At 57.9% G+C, this 19,424-nt stretch carries 11 protein-coding genes and 1 riboswitch; of the genes, 6 read left to right on the forward strand and 5 right to left on the reverse strand.

The window, feature by feature from the left end:
* Nucleotides 1-27 precede the first annotated feature (27 nt).
* The 3 genes from ACVWZM_RS08125 to hemN all read left to right on the forward strand — a co-directional run bounded on the left by ACVWZM_RS08125 (nt 28) and on the right by hemN (nt 3,524).
* On the forward strand, nt 28-711 hold the full coding sequence (locus ACVWZM_RS08125; RefSeq protein WP_253624300.1) for a helix-turn-helix domain-containing protein: 684 nt from the start codon (nt 28-30) through the stop codon (nt 709-711).
* 153 nt (nt 712-864) lie between these two features.
* A complete protein-coding gene (locus ACVWZM_RS08130; RefSeq protein WP_253624301.1) occupies nt 865-1,494 on the forward strand; it encodes a hemerythrin domain-containing protein in 630 nt (209 codons plus the stop codon).
* 677 nt (nt 1,495-2,171) lie between these two features.
* Entirely contained in the window at nt 2,172-3,524 is a 1,353-nt protein-coding gene (hemN, locus tag ACVWZM_RS08135) for an oxygen-independent coproporphyrinogen III oxidase (RefSeq protein ID WP_456852465.1), read from the forward strand.
* 681 nt (nt 3,525-4,205) lie between these two features.
* Here the strand turns inward: hemN and metE are convergent.
* A complete protein-coding gene (gene metE, locus ACVWZM_RS08140; protein ID WP_456856639.1) occupies nt 4,206-6,551 on the reverse strand; it encodes a 5-methyltetrahydropteroyltriglutamate--homocysteine S-methyltransferase in 2,346 nt (781 codons plus the stop codon).
* 99 nt (nt 6,552-6,650) lie between these two features.
* Nucleotides 6,651-6,852: riboswitch (cobalamin riboswitch) on the reverse strand.
* A 1,391-nt stretch (nt 6,853-8,243) separates the two neighbouring features.
* Between metE and ACVWZM_RS08145 the strand changes: the two genes are divergently transcribed.
* The 3 genes from ACVWZM_RS08145 to ACVWZM_RS08155 all read left to right on the forward strand — a co-directional run bounded on the left by ACVWZM_RS08145 (nt 8,244) and on the right by ACVWZM_RS08155 (nt 11,183).
* Entirely contained in the window at nt 8,244-8,900 is a 657-nt protein-coding gene (locus ACVWZM_RS08145; RefSeq protein WP_456852467.1) for a nodulate formation efficiency C protein, read from the forward strand.
* Between the two features lie 802 nt (nt 8,901-9,702).
* A complete protein-coding gene (locus ACVWZM_RS08150; RefSeq protein ID WP_253624304.1) occupies nt 9,703-10,428 on the forward strand; it encodes a thermonuclease family protein in 726 nt (241 codons plus the stop codon).
* A gap of 11 nt (nt 10,429-10,439) precedes the next feature.
* Nucleotides 10,440-11,183 carry a carbonic anhydrase gene (locus tag ACVWZM_RS08155; protein ID WP_253624305.1) on the forward strand — a complete coding sequence of 248 codons (744 nt, stop codon included), beginning with the start codon at nt 10,440-10,442 and terminating at the stop codon, nt 11,181-11,183.
* A gap of 526 nt (nt 11,184-11,709) precedes the next feature.
* Here ACVWZM_RS08155 and ACVWZM_RS08160 read toward each other — a convergent pair.
* From ACVWZM_RS08160 to ACVWZM_RS08175, 4 genes are all read right to left on the reverse strand, one after another.
* Entirely contained in the window at nt 11,710-12,291 is a 582-nt protein-coding gene (locus ACVWZM_RS08160) for a hypothetical protein (protein WP_456852469.1), read from the reverse strand.
* Between the two features lie 727 nt (nt 12,292-13,018).
* Entirely contained in the window at nt 13,019-14,161 is a 1,143-nt protein-coding gene (locus tag ACVWZM_RS08165; RefSeq protein ID WP_456852471.1) for an 8-amino-7-oxononanoate synthase, read from the reverse strand.
* 1,436 nt (nt 14,162-15,597) lie between these two features.
* A complete protein-coding gene (locus ACVWZM_RS08170; protein ID WP_456852473.1) occupies nt 15,598-16,146 on the reverse strand; it encodes a LabA-like NYN domain-containing protein in 549 nt (182 codons plus the stop codon).
* 930 nt (nt 16,147-17,076) lie between these two features.
* On the reverse strand, nt 17,077-17,922 hold the full coding sequence (locus ACVWZM_RS08175; protein ID WP_456852475.1) for a Crp/Fnr family transcriptional regulator: 846 nt from the start codon (nt 17,920-17,922) through the stop codon (nt 17,077-17,079).
* Nucleotides 17,923-19,424 lie beyond the last annotated feature (1,502 nt).

The raw sequence follows: 19,424 nt of genomic DNA on the forward strand, positions 1-19,424 counted from the left end.
CACCGACGTTTGCAAGCAGAGTCCGCCATGTACGCCCAGGCCGCCAGCCTTACTGAGACCAGCCGCCATCCACCCAACGTCTTGCGTGAGCAATCTGACAGTCGTGGACCGCTTGGTATGATTGCGACACCGATGCGGTTCACACGCAATAGCGAGATTTACGGAGAGGACGAAGCAGCCGAATACCTTTATCAGGTGGTATCGGGTGCTGTGCGAACCTACAAGATTCTGGAAGACGGACGTCGTCAGATCGGCGCGTTTTATTTGCCCGGTGACATCTTTGGCTTTGAGGCCGAAGAAAGCCATATCTCTTCGGCCGAGGCGATCTGCGAGACGCATCTGCTAATGGTGAAGCGCACCGCTGTCATCTTTCGCGCCAGCCACGAGAGGGAACTCGCAAGGCAACTCTGGGACGCGATGGCGCTTGAGCTCCGCCGTTTCCAGGCGCATTCGATGCTCCTGATCAGCAGCGCAGAAGAACGGGTCATCGCGTTCCTGCTCGACATATCTCGCCGCACTACGAAGGGCGCGGCCATCGACCTGCCCATGTCCCGGCAGGATGTTGCAGATTACCTTGGCTTGACCATTGAGACGGTGTCGCGCACTTTCACTCAACTTGAGCAGAATGGCGCGATAGCTCTGCCGAAAACTCGCCGAGTCGAGCTCCGCAAGGACACATTGCCCAAGCGCTTTGCGCAGAACTTTGGCTAACGTGATTTGCGCCAGCTCCAGGCAGGGCGGCGCACTCCTTCTGTGCGCCGAGCAGTGCCGGAAAATACAGCGCAGAAGGACATCAAACTACGGCTTGGGCGATCCGGGCACAGATCGCCGCTAGTTTACATTGTTCCCCCATGGAGCACCGCAATGATCATCGATCGCCTGCTTCGAGAGCATCGCAATATTGATATGCTTCTGGTCGCCCTTCAACGCGAATTGGAGATTTTTGAGCAAGGACATCGTCCGGACTATGAGGTGATCCGCGCGATTATCAGCTATTTCGAGGTTTACCCTGAGGTGTATCATCATCCTCAAGAAGACTTGATCTTTTCCAAGCTCAGGAGGCGCGATCCGGATGCGGCCGCAATGGTCGGCGATCTCGCGCATGAGCATCAGGAAGTCATGGACCGTTTGCACCACTTCGCTCGCGCCATTGATGGCGTCCTGGCAGATCGTGAAGTCCTTCGGCAAGACGTCGGCAACATCGTGCGCGACTTTATAGTACGCGAGCGACACCACATGATGTGGGAAGAACGAGACTTCTTCCCCGCTGCGCGTGAGGCCTTATCGGCTCAAGATTGGGGCGAAGTCGCCTCCGCCCTCACCGATCACGGAGATCCGCTATTCAGCGAGACAGCTGAAGCGGCTTCCGACGTGCTAAGAGCGCATATTCTACAATTGGAACAAGAAGCTGAAGCCGAACGGAGCGCACTCGCGTTTTCGAGCGCGTTGGCCGGCAACCAGCGACACAATGCGGGGAGGGATGGACCACATTGATCGCTGCCGCTTTCGGCAGGAAAGTGGACATCATTTCATGGGACCCGAAATGAAGGTTGCCTCGCCTGCTCTCAGGTTGCGCACAGGCGATATGCTTCTCCGCCCGACGGTCGTTTGCTTCAACTGGCGGCGCAAGCGGCATGGCCGAACGTCAAAAGCGGTCTGATTCAAACGTAATCGGCAGTGACCAGGCTCGACCATACCGTATCGCTATCGCGCGAACGGGCATTTCACATCTCCGCGAGCCGATGGAGACGCGTGATGGCGGCCAGGCGGGTGGCGAAACAATCTCCATCCGCAAGCCTTGCCTGGCACGGGCTGAATTCGTGGGCTCGGGGCGGGTTCGGATTGCTGCACGCCATCGCGAGATACAGCAAATCCCGGAATGTTCGCTCTGAACAGCAGAGCTGTCGGATGTCAATTTCGATAAAGATCCGTTTGCTGCTTCGTTTCGTCTCGTTCTCGCTCGATTGACCATGATGAGCCATGGGGGGTGCCTTGCCAAGGAGGCTCATTCCTGCCGTGCGACCACTTCATCACAATTCAAAGCATGATGTATGCGCCACTGGCATGACCTACCGGCAAGCCCATCAGAAACCGCGATATTTGAGGCAGCGCAAAGCTTACCATGCACCCATCCGATAATCGAGCGCCCAGAGAGCGAGAGAGGCATCCCAATGCGACCGGACCTAGCACGATCCTACGGGCAGCACCGACTACCGCGCTACACCAGCTATCCGAGCGCCCCTCATTTCTCATCATCAGTTCGGGAGTTCGACTATCAAGCTTGGCTCAAGTCTCTCGACGGCCAGCGGTCCGCCTCGATCTACGTGCACGTCCCATTCTGCCGAAGCATGTGTTGGTACTGCGGCTGCCATACATCTGTCACGAAACGCGACGATCCGATCGCGATCTATACGGCTGGATTGCGCACTGAAGCCTACCTCGTTGCAGAAGCCGTCGGCCAACGACAGCCAATCTCTCATATCCACTTCGGCGGCGGCACGCCGACGATCCTGACACCTGAAGCATTCGCGGATTTGGTCGGCTCGTTGCGTTATTCGTTCGCCGTCCTGCCTGATGCCGAGATCGCCGTGGAGATCGATCCCCGCATGTTGAGCAATCCGATGGCCGAAGCCCTGGGCTATAGCGGGGTCAACCGGGCAAGCCTTGGCGTGCAGAGCTTCGACCCGGTCGTCCAGCAGGCCATCAACCGCTCGCAGAGCTTCGAACAGACCGCAATTTCGGTCGAGCGGTTACGCCACGCCGGCATTTGCCGGATCAATTTCGACCTGCTGTATGGGCTGCCCGGACAGACGGTCGATTCGTGCCTGGATACCGTCGACAAGTGCCTCGAGTTGCATCCGGACCGGTTTTCTGCCTTTGGTTACGCGCACGTTCCGACCTTCAAGAAGCATCAACGCAAGATCGACGAATCCACTCTGCCCGACAGCGTCGAGCGCTATCTCCAATCCGAAATGCTAGCTCACACTTTGGTTGACGCTGGATACGTGCGTGTAGGCCTCGATCACTTCGCCCTGCCGCATGACAATCTCGCTGTGGCGGCGAAGCAAGGCAGGTTGCGCCGCAATTTCCAGGGATATACTGACGATTGCGCAGACACGCTTATCGGCCTCGGTGCCAGCGCCATCGGCCGCCTGCAACAGGGGTTCTTAGCAAATGCTGTCTCGACCAGGGATTACATCGCTCGCATCACCGAGGATCGGCTCGCGACGGCGAAGGGCTATTTACTGACTGATGATGATCGCTACCGGGCGGAGATCATCGAGCGAATTATGTGCGACATGACAATCGATCTCTCCGAGATGTCTCGCCGTCACGGCAGGGATCCGGATTCGGCCGTTGTCGATCATTTCCGGCTTGACAGCCTTATCGCAGATGGCGCCGTCGTGGTCGACAATGGCCGACTCTCCGTAGCTGACGACGCCCGGTTCCTGATCCGGTGCGTCGCCTCCGCGTTCGACGCTCACCTCGCTCGGTGCGGGGCTACGCACAGCGCGGCGGTCTAATCGTGTGAACGGCGGGCTTGCCACTCTGGCAATCCCGCACTTCAGTCACCAGTGAGAGCATCCTATTTGTCCGCCACGTTCATGGTCGCGCGTCGATCCGCCCATCCATTCCAAACAGAGTCCCAAACCTTCGCCAGAGTGGAACCGGACAGACTGCCTGCACAGCCAGATCAACACGAAGCCACTCATGTATTGGTTGCTTGAGTGATTCTTGGGTCGCGTTTGCTCGCATGGTCGCGCCGATCCAGCGGCAGGAAAGCGCCGTTAATTGCACTTCGCCTCGATCGGTACCAACGCGGCCGGGCGTCGCCAGCCACGGACTTTTGTCGCCTCGGCAAGCCGTTGTGAACGATGCTCATTGCAGACAAACCTTAGTCTAGTCTTCCAATACTCGACTACATCGGTCGCATACCACAGCATGATTGAGCTATGCTGAGCCGTGCTTTAACTCGGGTTCAGATTTACGGCGAATGCCCTCGCCGGCAATCGGATCATCGGCTGTCCTCCCTCCGCCGATGGGAGTCGGCGACGTTTAGCGTCGCTCTTCTCAGACTTAACTTTTGCCCGGCCTGCTAAGCGTGGCCGGGCTTTTTTCTGTCGTGCAAGCTCGGTCGAGATGATCCAGAGCGCAAACGCCCTATGAGCGGATCAGCGCCCTGGAGGAGAGAGCCAAGCGCTGGATCAACGACTTGGCCGATCAGATGCCGCGCGAAGTTGCCGGGCGGCGGCGACCATGTTGATCAGCGCCGGGCGAACCTCCTCCCATTTGCGCGTCTTCAGACCACAATCCGGATTGACCCAGAGCTGCGAGTCCTGCAACCGCTGCCGAGCCAATGCCATCAGCTTCTTCATTTCCCCTGCCTCGGGAATGCGTGGAGAATGGATGTCGTACACGCCCGGCCCGATTTGATTGGGATATTTGTAGTTCCTGAACGCGTCGAGCAGCTCCATCTTCGAGCGCGACGTCTCGATCGAGATCACATCCGCATCCATTGCAGCAATGGCGTCGATGATGTCGTTGAACTCAGAATAGCACATATGCGTATGAATCTGGGTTTGATCTGCAACGCCTGATGAGCAAATGCGGAAGCTATCGACGGCCCATTGAAGGTAGGCCCCCCACTCCAATCGGCGCAACGGCAATCCTTCGCGGAGCGCAGCTTCGTCGATCTGGATCATGCTCGCACCGGCTATCTCGAGATCGCGGACTTCGTCGCGTATCGCCAGTGCGATCTGCCGGCAGACCTCGCCTCTTGGAATGTCATCGCGAACAAACGACCAATTCAAGATCGTTACTGGCCCGGTCAACATCGCCTTCACCGGCTTGCTGGTCAGTGATTGCGCGTAGAGCCACCAATCCACAGTGATCGGTTTTGGCCGCGAAACATCTCCGAATAGCATCGGTGGCCTGACACAGCGCGACCCATAGGATTGCACCCAACCATTCCTGGTAAATGCGAAGCCGGCGAGTTTCTCGCCGAAGTACTGCACCATGTCATTGCGCTCAAACTCGCCGTGCACGAGGACGTCTAGACCAATGTCCTCCTGCCAACGCAGAGTGCGCGCAGTCTCCTCCTTGAGAAATTTGTCGTATTGCTCGTCGCTCATGACGCCTTGCGAATGTGCCGCGCGGGCATTACGGACCTCTGGGGTTTGCGGGAAGGATCCGATCGTCGTGGTAGGAAAGGCCGGTAGTCCAAAGCGCTTGCGTTGGATCTCGGCCCGATGGACAAATGGGCTGGCACGCCGGCGCATGGCTTCGTCGATCGCTCGCATCCGCACCGCGAGATTGGCATCACGGATCTTTGGTGAAGTCCGGCGGACCGTCACGGCCAACTGCGATTCAGCAAGACTTTGAGCAACATTCTTATCACCCGCGAGCGCCCGCGCTAGGATCGCAAGCTCACGCATCTTCTGTACCGAAAAGGCAAGCCAACTCTTGAGATCGGATGCAAGTCCGGTCTCCAGTTCAACATCGACGGGCACATGGAGCAGCGAGCAGGACGGAGCGATCTGAACACGATCCCTGCCCAGCTTCGCAATGGCGGGATCCAGTTGCTGGCGGAGCGTCGACAGGTTCGACCGCCATACATTTCGTCCGTCGACGACGCCGAGAGACATGACGAGATCACTTCGCCGCGCAGCAATGATCCGGCTCAACAGATTCGGTGCGCGAACCAAATCCACGTGCAGTCCGGCAACGGGCATGTTCAAAGCTATGTCCAGATTATCGCCGAGATCACCGAAATAGCTCGCGACCATGATCTTGACGTCTGGTACTTCCCTGGCGAGCCGATCGTAGACACGCAGCAAAGATCTTCGCGCTTCCTCCTCCAGATCAAGGACCAGGCAGGGCTCGTCGCATTGAACCCAGCTTGCTCCCCTTTTGCCTAGTTCTTGCAGAACCTCGATGTAGACCGGTATTAGCTCATCCAGGAGAGACAGCGGCTGAAACGCGGGATCCGCACTCTTGCCAAGCTTCAAGAATGTGACCGGCCCGATCAGGACAGGGCGCGTCTGGAACCCCAGGGCCTTGGCTTCCTCATACTCCTCGATAGGCTTGCGAGAGGATAGGCGGAACCTCTGTCCCTGATGAAATTCAGGAACCATGTAGTGGTAGTTGGTGTCGAACCACTTGGTCATCTCCTGTGCGGGCGCGCTAGATCCGCCCGATCCGTGGCCGCAACTCGTATTCTGGCGATCGCATTGTGAACCGCGCGCCATGTCGAAGTACGTCTTGAGCGAAACCGATTCGATTTTCGACGCATAGACTTCCGGGATGGCACCAACCATGACAGAGGTGTCGAGCACTTGGTCGTACAACGAAAAATCGTTGGACGGAATGACGGTGACACCGAGGGATTTTTGGCGGGCCCAGTTCGCAGCACGCAGGCCAGCTGCGGCCTCGAGCAATTGCTGTTCGCTGATTGCGCCGGCCCAGTAACTTTCAAGCGCGCGTTTGAGCTCGCGTCTTGGACCGATCCGAGGCGTTCCAAGCGTGGCAACCGGAAGGGAGAGAAGAGACATAGCGCTAACCCCGTAGTTGGGGGCAAAGGCCAAGGCGGACGCAAGCAGGATCGCCCGAGCGGCGGCGGCTTGGCGCACCACCGGGACACCCCGCCCGTGGACGTATATGTGGTCGAGGTAGGTCTCCTGGCTCGCGGGTCATCGCTGCTGTCCGGCCTTCCCGAAGCCGCACGGGCTTCAGTGACTTTGTTGGACGGCGGCTCGCCGCTTACAGTTGCGGGGGCAGCGCCGGCATGTTCACCGGCTTCCCTCTTAGCTCCGAATCCAGCGGGACCGGAGAACCTCTACGATTTGGATTATCGGCAAGAGACCTCTTCCGTCAACCTCTCAGATGACTCTCTCACGTCAATGCTGCCATCATCAGTGACTCAAAATGATAAACGTCGAAAGTTGATCACGCGATTGGAAGCTTATCCAATAGACGCAGTCTGCAATATATGTGTCGAAAGGATTGTCGAAGGCGCAGGTCGCGGCGCTTCGAGTGTATTTCGGTCTCTCGACAGTCAAGAGCCGCGCCAGGGACAACACACCTGCGAAAACTCCATCAGCAACCGGTCGCCATATTGATCTACGAGCCAACCAATCCTGGTAGGCGATTTGCGGTCTCTGATGACGCTAATACTCGGGCATGCATATCGATTCGCCTCGACGAACACCGGAAGGCCCGCAATGACAATGGCTGTTTGGAGCGCTGTCGGCGTCCTTGCTGTCACCCTCTTTGCGGTCGGCCCGTTCGGGGGCTGGTAAGAGTTCATGAATCAATCCGTCAGACAACTGCTCTCGAGAATGTTGAGCAACTCAAGAGGAAGCTAGCGCGACTTGATCGTTTCTCGCTTGCCGCGTGTCGCGACTGGAAACGGTCATCCCACCATGAATGCGGAGCCGAGGCAGCTGGACTGAGCGGACTGCAACATCGTGCGCGTAGGTAGAAACCCGCGCACCATATCATCTGCCTGCCCCAGAACGCGCTTTCGACGATTCCACACGCCCGGCGGTGACGAGTGGTTTTGCTTATCATCATTACAAGCCGATAGCGATCGCAGGCGTTCGGGTGACCGCGCCGGACCAGACGGTTCAACAGCACTCCAAAGTGCGCCCCGATTTCTCATCCGTAAATCGGCAGCGGCCTTCGCTTTGGCCTCGAAGATCGGCACGACAAAAGCTGAACAAGCTCGAGCGGATCGGCTGAATGGAAACATAGAAACGAGCGTAGGTCGGAAAGCCGACAAACACTGCACGAATCTGGCGGGATTTGCCGGCTATTTCCTGGCACGAAGAATGCAAGCTCAAGGGTGCCCAGGCTTCTCCTCCTGGGCAGGTCCAGCACAGCAAATTGGGGTTGTGGCTGGCCCACTGAAGTTAGCGGCGCGTGACCCGAGGGGACAGCGCCTGCTCGCGCGGGACATCGGCAGGTGCCCGCGTCACGTTGCCGCTAACTTCTTCCGATCGAGCATAGCATTGAAGGCTGCCGCTTTGACGTGTGGATGAAAAATCGATGGTCCGGCCGTTATGAAGAGAATGTCTGCAAGAGGCGTGCTTTGCCTCTGTCAATCGCTAATTTTCGTTGCTGGGCTTGTTGCGACGGGCAACACTGCGCGAGCCGTCGAAAGCGCGCTCGTCGAACGAGTCAAGTCAACCTGGCGAGCGCGAGACGGTGAGACAATCGAGCACATTGTCTCCAAAGTTTCGAAAGTGGCGCAATTCGTCCCTCGAAACTGGGGAATCGCCGAAAGCGTCGACCACACTGAGTATGTTTACCTTTCCTGGACCAGGCATCAGGATAACAGATCAGACGAACATTACGTTATTACCTGGAAAGTCGGGACCGACGGAAAGATTGAAGTTGCGTCTCCCTATGCAAAGCCTATCGAACTCGGCTGGCGCGCCCTGGCGCTTTCACTCATCGCCAGTGAAGTCACCGACGGCGAAAAAGACGCAAACCTTCGTTTTCTGCATAATCCGGTCAATTTCAACTTTGTCGCGACTGCGCAAGGCAAGCTCGGCGATCTGCTCCGGCACGGCCGCTGTCATATCATCGAACCTGTAATCGTGGATTACGTTCGAGCGACAAATGACAAGCCGACCGAGAAAGAAGACCGGTGGCGCGTTCTGCTGTTGGTGAACTGCAACATACCAGGGCCCCGCTATTTCACCCAAAATGGGGTCATCACCTTCGACAAGCGCGAGGGACACGATTGGGAGCCGCAATCCTTCCTTGCCAAGAGGATTGCGACTTTTCCTCCGGGGTCCTGGTTCCATCACATAGATCAAAATGAACGGGACGCGTTGGAGGGGGTGCGAAGGGCATCGAGAACTGATCAGGGTGGCAGCGCTACTCATGAGCGTTGAGCGCCTCGGCCCCACACCAAGATCCATCCGCCGGAAAATTTAATTCATCGCTCTGAAATGGCATGCGGATCGCCGCTCGCAACAATGCGGGGACGCCTTGGCACCGCAAGCCCGTAAAGCCGACCGCGTCAGTCCCCACGCCGCCATTATGCCGAGCTTCTTGCTTTCTTCCATTCGAGCATCGAAGGCCAGTCAGGCGTTGTCGGAGTCATTCGCGCAGCGTTTGTTGCGGATACGGTCGCAGATACAGGCCACCGTGTGAGTCAAGCATGGTGGTTTTGTAGCGTAGGATCAAGCGGGAGGCCGATCTCTTTTGAGCAATCACTCTTATCGTGAGTTGTCCCGACTTCCGCTTTCCCCACCATGATGAACCTCGCGTAGCCCTGTCGAACGATAACAATCATAGGAGGCCTAGCATCGCCGCTTCTTCCGCTCGGCGGCGAAGCGCCCCGCTTCTTCCGAGCCTTTGGAGAAATGGCGTACCAAGAGCCGTATTCCTGGGTCGCGAGTGCAGCGCTGAAACATGCGGGATCTCTTCCTTCAGGTCCAGAGCAGGAGACATGTCGGGGGAGAGGGAGGGGCAGCTGGAGATGCCAGAAGCACATCGAAGAAAGCCCCCAAAGAAATCTCTTGAATCTCACCCAGCGTCAGGTCGTAGGCTGAAAATATAAGCAAGCCTCCACAACAGCATCGTCGAACGATGCAGACCCGATGACGTATGTGCAGTCAAGCAGTCGGCTGTGACGACACCGGATCGCTGCGATTTTGTGAGCCGATGAACCATGAGCGAAGGGATATTAGGATGAAGTACCGCGTAATGATGGCAGCATTGCTCGCCATCATCGCGTCTCCTGTTTGCGCGGCGAAACTGAGCGGTGCTCCCCAAATCCTCGACGCCAATACGATAGAGATCGAACGAACGCGAATTCGGCTCTCGGGTATCGAGGCCCCCGAGACTGATCAGATTTGCCTGGATGCTCATGGCCGGAAATGGGCCTGCGGGGTAGCGGCTCGCGACGCCCTTATCAACTACTCGAAAGGACGAATATGGGATTGTCAGACCGCAGGAGTAGACAAGTACGGTAGGTCTCTTGGCAGTTGCTTCATCGAGGGCCAGGACGTGAACGCCTGGATGGTAAGCTCCGGTTGGGCACTGTCATCCGAGCCATCCGCCCATGTTTACGTCATTAATGAGGTGGCGGCGAGCAGCGCCTTTGCCGGCCTGTGGTCGGGGGCATTCATCACCCCCTGGGACTGGCGCCGCCGCAACAAGAGCACGATCATTGTCGGCGCGAGCTCGGTGCCGAACGATGCCCAGGAACTCCTGCTCGGATCCGCTCTGCTATCTGACCCACCCTCGCCCGACTGCCTGATAAAGGGCACCGTCGAACGTAACGGCGAGCGCACGTATCACTCTCCTGGGCAACTCAGTTACGGACAAATCGACATGACGAAGAAACCGGCTGAACGCTGGTTCTGCAGCGAAAACGAGGCCGAAGCCATGGGGTGGCATAGAGCCGCGCGATAGAGGTCCTATCCATGTATGCAGACCGTTCACAGGGCAATCCCCATCCGACCAAGCTCGCGCCTTCGCGCCGCTCGCTGTTGCTGTTCGCTATTTCGGCATTTGTCGTGCCGTTTGGCGGCAACATTGTCGAGGCGAAGCAAGCAGCAGCGCCGCCGAAGCCGGATAATCAGCTCTCGCCCGATGCTGCGTTGAAGCGGCTGATGGAGGGTAACGATCGTTATGTGCAGAGCGTGTCGCGAGGGCGCGATCTGGAACGCGAGCGCCGACTTTTAGTCGATAGTCAGAATCCATATGCGGCGGTTCTGAGCTGCGCCGATTCGCGGGTAGCGCCCGAGCTTGCCTTTGACAGCGGACTTGGTGATTTATTCGTATGCCGCATCGCCGGTAACTTCGTCAATGATGACACGCTAGCTAGCCTGGAGTATGCGGTTGCCGTACTGAACGCGCCGTTGATCCTGGTACTCGGTCACGATCACTGCGGCGCGATAGACGCCACGATCAACTCGCTTGACGAAGGCAAGCCGGCACCGGGACATATGCGCTCCCTCGTCAGCGCGCTCGCGCCTGCCGTGAGAGGGTCGGGCCACCAACCAGGTGATAGCTCCGCCGATGCGATCCGGCAGAACGTGATCGATAACGTCAATAAACTCAAATCCGCCAGCCCGATCCTGAACCCGGCGGTTGAGCAGAAAACACTAAAGATCATCGGCGGTCTATATCGGCTCGAAACCGGCAGGGTCGACGTATTGGGCTGACGCTGGTGCCTTCTCGCGCTCGCCCAGCCGGCATTTGTAGGTCCATCGGGCTGCATCAAGTACACCGGACGTGATCCGCTTCACGATTGTCATAGCTTCGGGATAATGTTTTGCGTGGTCTCCTGATACTGGTCATATTCTTCGTACGTGTGTTGGCAACGCGCGGGCCAGCACCAGGAATCACGATATCGCGGCCGACGGTGTTCATTATCGCTGTCTGCAGCAGCGCTGCGACGGCCACCCGGATTCAGCCGCGGCCATCGCCGCCCGTGGAGAGGCTCTCCTTCGCGTAATTGTTTTGTGGCCTTATGGCCCGTTCGAAGACGATGCCGACGGCGATCTCACGGAACTGGTCCATGCCGACGCTTCGGCGGCTCTCTGAAGCCGCGATCCACCAGGGGCCGATGCTGTCCACTCGCTGGCGGCACGCGGCAGTCGGTTGCTGAGCGATGAACAGTCGACACAGTTGGAACCGAATGACCGCAAGACTGTAGCGGCCGGCTCCGCCGGTTCTATCCCCGGTGTCTCACCCAGCCCGCCTGAGCCTAACGAACCCTCCTTCCATTAATTCTGCATTGTAAGCTCGGCCGTTGAGGGCAATGGTTGTTGTGTTGTTTGGACTAGGCATGAAGCCCGTTTCCTGCAGCTTCTCGAGTAGGGCTGGGGGCGCCCACTGCTCCGGAAGCGGAAAACCTCTACGCGACGTCTCGAAGATGAATGCTCCGAAATCTGGTAGCCCCGCCGGCCCGGCTCCAATATTTTGGTCCTCCGGAGGGTTATGAATGAGACGCACGCCGCTGGAGGCGTGCATCGCGGCCGTATAGCGATGCCCTTTGATTTCATAGGTCATACTCGGCTGGTCGGCGTCAGGCAGGAGACCCAAGTGGTTCAGTCTCTCGACCATTTGCCCCGGGGCGGATTGGGTGCCGTGGGAAAACTTGCGGGGAACGGCGAATGAGACATCGTATGCCGCCTCCTCGGGCACGGCGGACGACAATGGACCGGGTTCATTGATGATCCGATTAAATAGATCATGATCCTCTTGTGTCCAGGCGTACTCTCCTGGAGACCCTTGGGATCCGCCGCCGTTGATCTCATTGAAATCCATGCAGCTCTCCTTCTGTGCAATCCCTTGCAGATCCGCCCGCCAGTACTGCCACCGGTTCGGTCTAAGCGGCTCGACATCGAGAGAGAAGGTCTAAGATGCTTGGCTTTCGAGAAGCTGACGAGTTTCGGGGAGATTGAGCACACCGGCGCGCGCGGCGGTCGTGGATCACAGGAAAGGAGATGTCTCGGGTCCGGGCCTCGAACTTAGGTCGATAAGCCCAAGCGAACGACTTACAATCATCGACTTAGGCCGACATCGAGAAAGGGTCGGGGTGCCACCCTAAACCTTCCTGCAATCCCTCCCGTGGACGAGGGCTCCACTGCGACATGGGTCGATCCGGCGATCGGTCGGCATGCTGTTGGACGCAATGTCGAACGGGTTCAGGAAGCTATACGAGCCGGATCGTCCGACCTTGGCGATCAAGCAGGGCTGAAGATTACATAGAGGAGAATTGCGACGACGATGGCTGTCCAGCCCACCGATGAAAGGAAAAGCGCTACTCGCGTCGGCATGTGTCGATTTCTCATGTATCAGTCAACGAAGAGGGCCGCCAGTGTTGGAAACGCAGCCTCGTCGAATTTGTGTTGAGCTCACGTGCGCCGCACAAAGCGGCACTAATGCGTCAGAACATCGTGATCACCGATCGGAGCAATTTGCACGCACCGGTGCATCCCTCGGATATCGCTTACCGATCCGGATATCCGCGTCACGTCATGATTTTGCGACGTCACCGTACCTCACCCCAAGTCTCTTCAACCAAGGCATCAATCATATCGGATACATCATCTTGCCCGACATTAAGCGTCAGCGAAATCCGCAACCTTGCCGTTCCCACTGGCACTGTTGGTGGCCGTATGCCGCGGATATCAAAGCCGCGCGCCTGCAGTGCAGCGGCGAGCCGCATCGCGCGGACGTTGTCACCCACGATGTAAGGAACGATCTGTGAGCTCGAACGGATCGGCCGGCCGCACATGGCAAACTGCCGATGCGTAAAATCGACAAGATCGGTCAGGCGTTGCTGTCGATCAGGCTCCTCCTGTAGGATCAAGAGCGCCTCCCGAGCAGCGACGGCCATCAGGGGCGATGGCGCGGTGGCGAAAATGAATGGACGGCACCGATTCACCATGAAGTCGCGCAATACGCCGGAAGCGGTGACAAGCGCGCCCTCCGTTCCCAACGCCTTCCCGCAGGTGTGGACCACCAGGAGATTTTCGCGCCCCGCATAGGGCGCGGTGAGCCCCCGTCCCTGGTCGCCGTAAACACCTGTGGCATGAGCCTCGTCCACGACCAAGAACGCCTCGCAGCGCTCGGCGATTGTAACCAGATCCTTGAGGGGCGCGAAGTCTCCGTCCATACTGTAGAGGCTCTCCACCACGATCCAGACGCGTCCCTTTCCGCCCTTGGCGCGCCAGTCGCCAATCGCATCGTCGACCGACTGGGGATCATTATGGTCGCTTATCCGGAACTGGGCTCGGCCCGCTCGTGCGCCTTCATGAATACTGGCGTGCACGAGCGAATCGAGAATAAGCAGATCGCCCCGCTGCGGCAGCGTTGTCAAAAGAGCGAAATTTGCGATGTAACCGCCGCCGAAGAACAGCGCTGTCTCCGCGCGGAAGAACCGCGCCGCCTCCGCTTCGAGAGCTTCGTGTTCCTTACAATTGCCGCGCAGGAGCCGTGACCCACCAGCACCGATCGGCGTGCCTGCATCGAGCGCCGTGAGCAGAGCCTTCTTCATACGTGGCGCGCTCGCCAGCGCCAGATAATCGTTCGAAGAAAAATCACTTCCTGCGCGCGACTTCAGTCCGCGCAGCCGATCGTCTTCTTTCAAGGCTTGCAGGGCCGCGACATAGCCATTCAGCGGCGTGTTCATTGATCAACATCCTGCCGCCCCGCCGCAGGGCGCGACCAATCGATTCTTCGTGGCACGGATCAGTGCTTGTATCACCGACATGCGATGGATTCGCAAGCAGATCAAGCCACGCAGGCCGAAGACGCGCCGCGCCTTCACCCCGTCGGTCACGGACTGCCGTCCAGCCAAAACAAGCCTCATGAATAAGCAAGCAGGACGAGCATGCCGACGCGATTCTCGACACGCCCGCCCGTGCCGGTGATGCCGACGCGGCTCACCCTGATGCCAGCGTCGCGCGGAGACACCTGCGCTCCTAATTTGTTCCGCACCTAAAGGTCCTCCCGGACGGCCGATGAGAGAATGAACCAGTTGCATGCGCGGACCATTCTGCCTTCGTGTAGCTATTTGGCAGATTTGGCACCCTCATGCGCGCACAAACTTTGTACAGAACGGACAAGCGCGCACACTCAGCGAGCGTGATCTGATTGCACCAAAAGCGCACGCTCCGTACCCCTAGCGATCGCGACGTCGCACGCGATTTCAGGTGCGCCCCCTTTGCGCGCCTCGCCGCACCTGCACCGGCGTTGCGGCGCGGCCAATCTCACGATGTCATTTGGCCGATTTACAACCAAAGCTCGGGTCAACTATGCTTCGTCACATCGTCTTGGATGCTTTTATCGTCGCTTGTAAGAAAGGATAGACTCTCGCACGTCTAGGACGGCGACTTGATCGCAGAATGACACCAAGGGCGGTACGAGCTCGTCTTGATCTTCGTCATATCCTGCGTCTATCGTCGGCTTCTCACTGTAGCTCAAGTATGCATCACCGTGGCGGAGATCGATTTTTTCCCCGCGGCTTTACGTCGTGAACCGCGCTCCCTGGAGATGAGCTCCATCAAAAACGGGTACTCGAAGGCCGGTTTCAAGCGACACGCAGGGACGAATTGCATTTAAACATCGCGCTCAGTGAAGATAATGATGCGATCAAATGCGTATCGCTGGCTCGTTGGCGAAAATCGAGCAGGAACAGGAACATGGTCAGTCATTTCTACCGACTGCTTTACCGATTCCGCATGCGCGCATATACTGAAGCTCTGCTCCTGCGTAGCAGGCACGAGAAGCAGGAAAAGCTCTGGCTGCAGTGCAGCCTGATGCGCCTTGGGAGCGAACTACGGCAATCCGAGCACTGGTCCAGTGCAGCGGGTCGGCCGGTCCAGGACGTGGCCGAAGCTGTCGGTAGCTCCATCTGAGGACGCGGCAACTCGGCCTGCAATAGCGCGTTACGGCGGCAACAAGCGGTCCTGATGGCCGTGCATCAACGTGCACAACGGCATGAACTAGCGCGAGAAGCACCGACAGGAGGAAAGTCATCCTGAGATAGTCATGCTGTTGGATGGAGCGGGCGCGCCGCGGGTATCACGGCCACTTGTCATCAACCTGCACCGCATCACGCATGCGCTATTCCGTGTTGGCCGACTCTCGCTTGGCAACACCGGTCGTGAGCCCGAGCCGTTCGGTCGGATCGCGCCCGAGCTTCGGCTTCAGCTGCGCTAGTTCAATAAAATCGTCCGCCTGCCGCCGAAGCTCGTCTGCGATCATCGGCGGCTGGATCGCAGTGGTGGAGATGACGGTGACACTGACGCCGCGACGCTGCACCGCTTCAACCAACGAGCGGAAGTCACCGTCACCAGAGAATAGGACCATCTGATCGATATGCTCCGCGAGTTCCATGGCATCGACTGCAAGCTCGATGTTCGTGTTGCCCTTCGCCTTGCGCCGGCCGCTGGTATCGAGGAATTCCTTGGTTGCCTTGGTGACGACGGTGTAGCCGTTGTAGTCCAGCCAATCGATGAGCGGCCGGATCGACGAATACTCCAGATCCTCAGCAATCGTCGTGTAATAGAACGCCCGCAGCAGCGAGCCCCGCATCCAATACTCATCGAGCAGGCGCTTGTAGTCGACTTGGAGGTTTGGACCGTCGATAAAGAGGGCAAGCTTTTCCGACATTACTGCTCCAACCTCCAAAATGGATGCGCGGGGCCGCGCGGGCTATCGACTGTCCGTCTGCGAGGTAAACTGGGGCTGGCAGCCAAGGGGTGCCGTGCAATGACCCGGAAAGAGCTTTATGTCGAACTCATGCACCGCGGATCCCCTGTTTCATCCAGTTCATGTCATCGGTTCAAGGATCCAGCGGAGGCCCTTTCGAAGTTCTGTTGCTTGCCTGCGCCAGGCGCACGTGCAAGATCTAGCTTGTCAAGCTGACCGTTCGAAACGCTGAGCGCAGGTGCAGAACTGCAATCGGCGCTGCTTTGTACGAAGGCCGTTGAGCGCAAGGATAAGCGGAACGGAAGTCGCCACCGCAATCAGACCGTACTCGACGGAGGTCGCCCCAGCCCTGGCCGTCCAAAACCGCGGAAAAGCAGATGATCTCATGACAATGTCATTTCTGGCGGCTCCCTCCCCGCTTGGCATTCTAGCCCATAAATTCCGTTCAACTTTCAGCACTTTGCGCTAGGTCACGTGAGGTTATTTCAGATCACTTCACAACATGCGCTTTGATGCGCGCAATATCCCTCTTGCAGCACCGCTATTCGCACTATTCACCTATCGTCCCGCGGTGATCGACAGCAGTTCATGTTTCCGTCTGCATGCCCCGGCAAAGAATACTTTGATTCCCTTCGGCTGCGCTCCGACGAACTCAGTACGCAACGGACGAGCAAACTTCATTTTAGCCCGAGCGTCTCATTAGTGCCCTTCGCCCGAGAGTTGCCATCCCGATTAGGCTTTGACGTCATGACCGAGCCTGGATCCGGCGTCCAGCTCCAGGTGCCGTCGTCGCAAATCGGCGCAGCAACCGGGCATCAGACGTCGCGAAAGCGGCTATTGCCCGGGAAGAAACTAAGCTCCCTGAGCCTAACTCATCCGAGCAGGCCTCGCTCAGACCCTGACTGCTCGACCAAAGAACCCACGCGTCTCAAGACAATGAACCGAAGAGGCATAAGCGCTCGAGACACGCTTATAGCAACAGCATGCCTTTTGCTCGAGGGACTTGCGATCATCAATCTGCAAAACGCCGCGCACCTTGCGAATCAGCCCGTTTCCCTCGAATCGGACGAGCGTCTCCGTGACCGCGGCAAGGCGCAATCCTAAGCCGTCGGAAAGGCAATGATGGGTAATGGGCAGCATAGGGGCGTCAACAGCATCGCTTGCCAAACAGAGCCAGGAGGCGAGTCGCTGTTCGCGATCGTGCCGAACTCCGCACAATGCTGTCTGAACGCACTGAAACGTCATCGCTTGGATGTAACCAACGAGATGCTCTCGGATCTCAGGGCGTTCCTTTATCACTCGACGCAAATCCTCGATACGGGTCCGGTGCGCGATTCCCGCAAAGAGCACGACCGATTGACGCGTCGAAAGACGCCCTCCCCACAAGAACGCGGCGCCGAGCACGCCCCGATATCCTACGACTGCCGTTTCAAGCATGCTACCCGCCGTGAGAATTCTCAGCGAAGCGAGACCCGACTCTATGAAGTAGACGTGCTCGACATGCTTATTCGGTTCATGCAGAGTCATACCTTTTCTCAAGGTGATCGGCTCAAGGATCTCCCCTATTGCCGCAAGGTCTTGCAAAGAAAGTCGCCCCAGAATCGCATTTTTGATCAAGGCCGCTCCTTGGGCCGCACCAAGAGAGGACGAAGCATTGGCAGCCTGCTGAACGCCCTTGTGAGCAACACTTTCGGAGCAGTCCAGCGCATCGACAACGGCGGGCACGTGGTCGGCCATGGTCCCTTTTTCTAGCGTGCTTTTTGTGCTCCGCGCGGTAAGAGGCCCCGCCCCCACCCACTAGGGAGACGAGGGCGGAGCCCGCCCCCCTTGCCCTGAAGCGGTAAGCCAGGCTGTGCCATAGATTCACGGGAGTTCTGGTCTCCCGCGCGTTTTACGCCGTCGCGTAAGATAATTTCAGACAGCCACACCACCAGGCTTTGAGACGCGCATTCTCTTGCTTCGCAACGTTCCAGCTCGCACTGCTCGTCTGTCATTGCCGAAGCTTCATAGAGAACTTTTTATCATCGTTCGGTCATATTCATGTAGACCACACGTAGTTGAGAATGCTCCGACTAATGCCGTACGCGAGGTACAAACGATCCAGCTCCTCGACAAAGCGTGTCACCTCGGCCTCAGATTTGATCGTTTCGTACGAGCGCAAAAAGAGATCTCAGGGCGGTTTCCTTTGGGTATGTCCGACGTAGAATATCGCCTCGTCCAAGACCTGCGCTGCGGCGGCTATATGAGCAGCGACAGTTCGCTGAAGATAGAGCCGCCGGCGGCCGCGAAAGGTTGACTCACGCCAAGAATCTGCGCCAGTCCCTTGCGTTCGCTACGACAGACTACGAACAGGCGGATCACTTGCTGGGCAGACCTCCAAATTCTTCGTAGGCTGCTGGAAGCTCTCTAGTCGCTTGCATGAGCTGAGAACTCTCGTAGCACCTTAAGGCGGCGACTTGTGCGATGGCAGCGCCGGAAGCCGCCGTCGCATTCTACAAGCACCTTGCATCTGCTGTCCGCTTCTAATCAACAGCTCAAGCGGCGCGGACGAGCCTCGCTCAACTTCGATACAAGTACACAACTGTGCCAGCGCTGCCGTGAACCTTGGCTGCGACCAGCGATACGTCATGTTCCCAGCTACGATTAGCGGCAAATAGCTGAGGCCGGCTATCCGGCCTATTTCAGTCCGCTCGCCTCGCGCCATGTCCGCTTGATGACATCGTGACTGGAACCAGACACAGAGCTCGCACGCATCCTGTTGACGCAACTCGTGCCAGGCGATCTCGCCCCGTGCAAACACAGCTGGCGGACCATGTTTGATGGCACGTCGATTGCTGGGGAAACGGTAAGGGATCCGCGGGCTAGAGCGCGCCAAGTCAGGAATTGACGACGTGGGCTGAAGTGGCCTGCCACCATGTGTGAAAAATCGCCAGCTTGAGAAGACATGACAAGACATGCGCTGTCACCCCTCGCAGTCATCGTGCAGCCGAGTTGGATGGATCTCGCCGCCGCCTATGGTCTGATTTGCCGGTTCAGCCTCAGTACAACGCCGAGCCACATCTTGGCCAGCTTTCCCGGCCCTCAAGGCCCGTTTCTTTGGCCCGATCCGTTCGGGATGTGATTTAGAGAGGAGACCGCCTGCAATCCGATCACAATCGATATCAACGCAATCGACGATCTTCTCCGACTGGAATCAATCCGGCCGGGCCTCCGCCATGCGTGCACAATCCACATCAATC

This window comes from Bradyrhizobium sp. USDA 4501 (assembly GCF_054062115.1).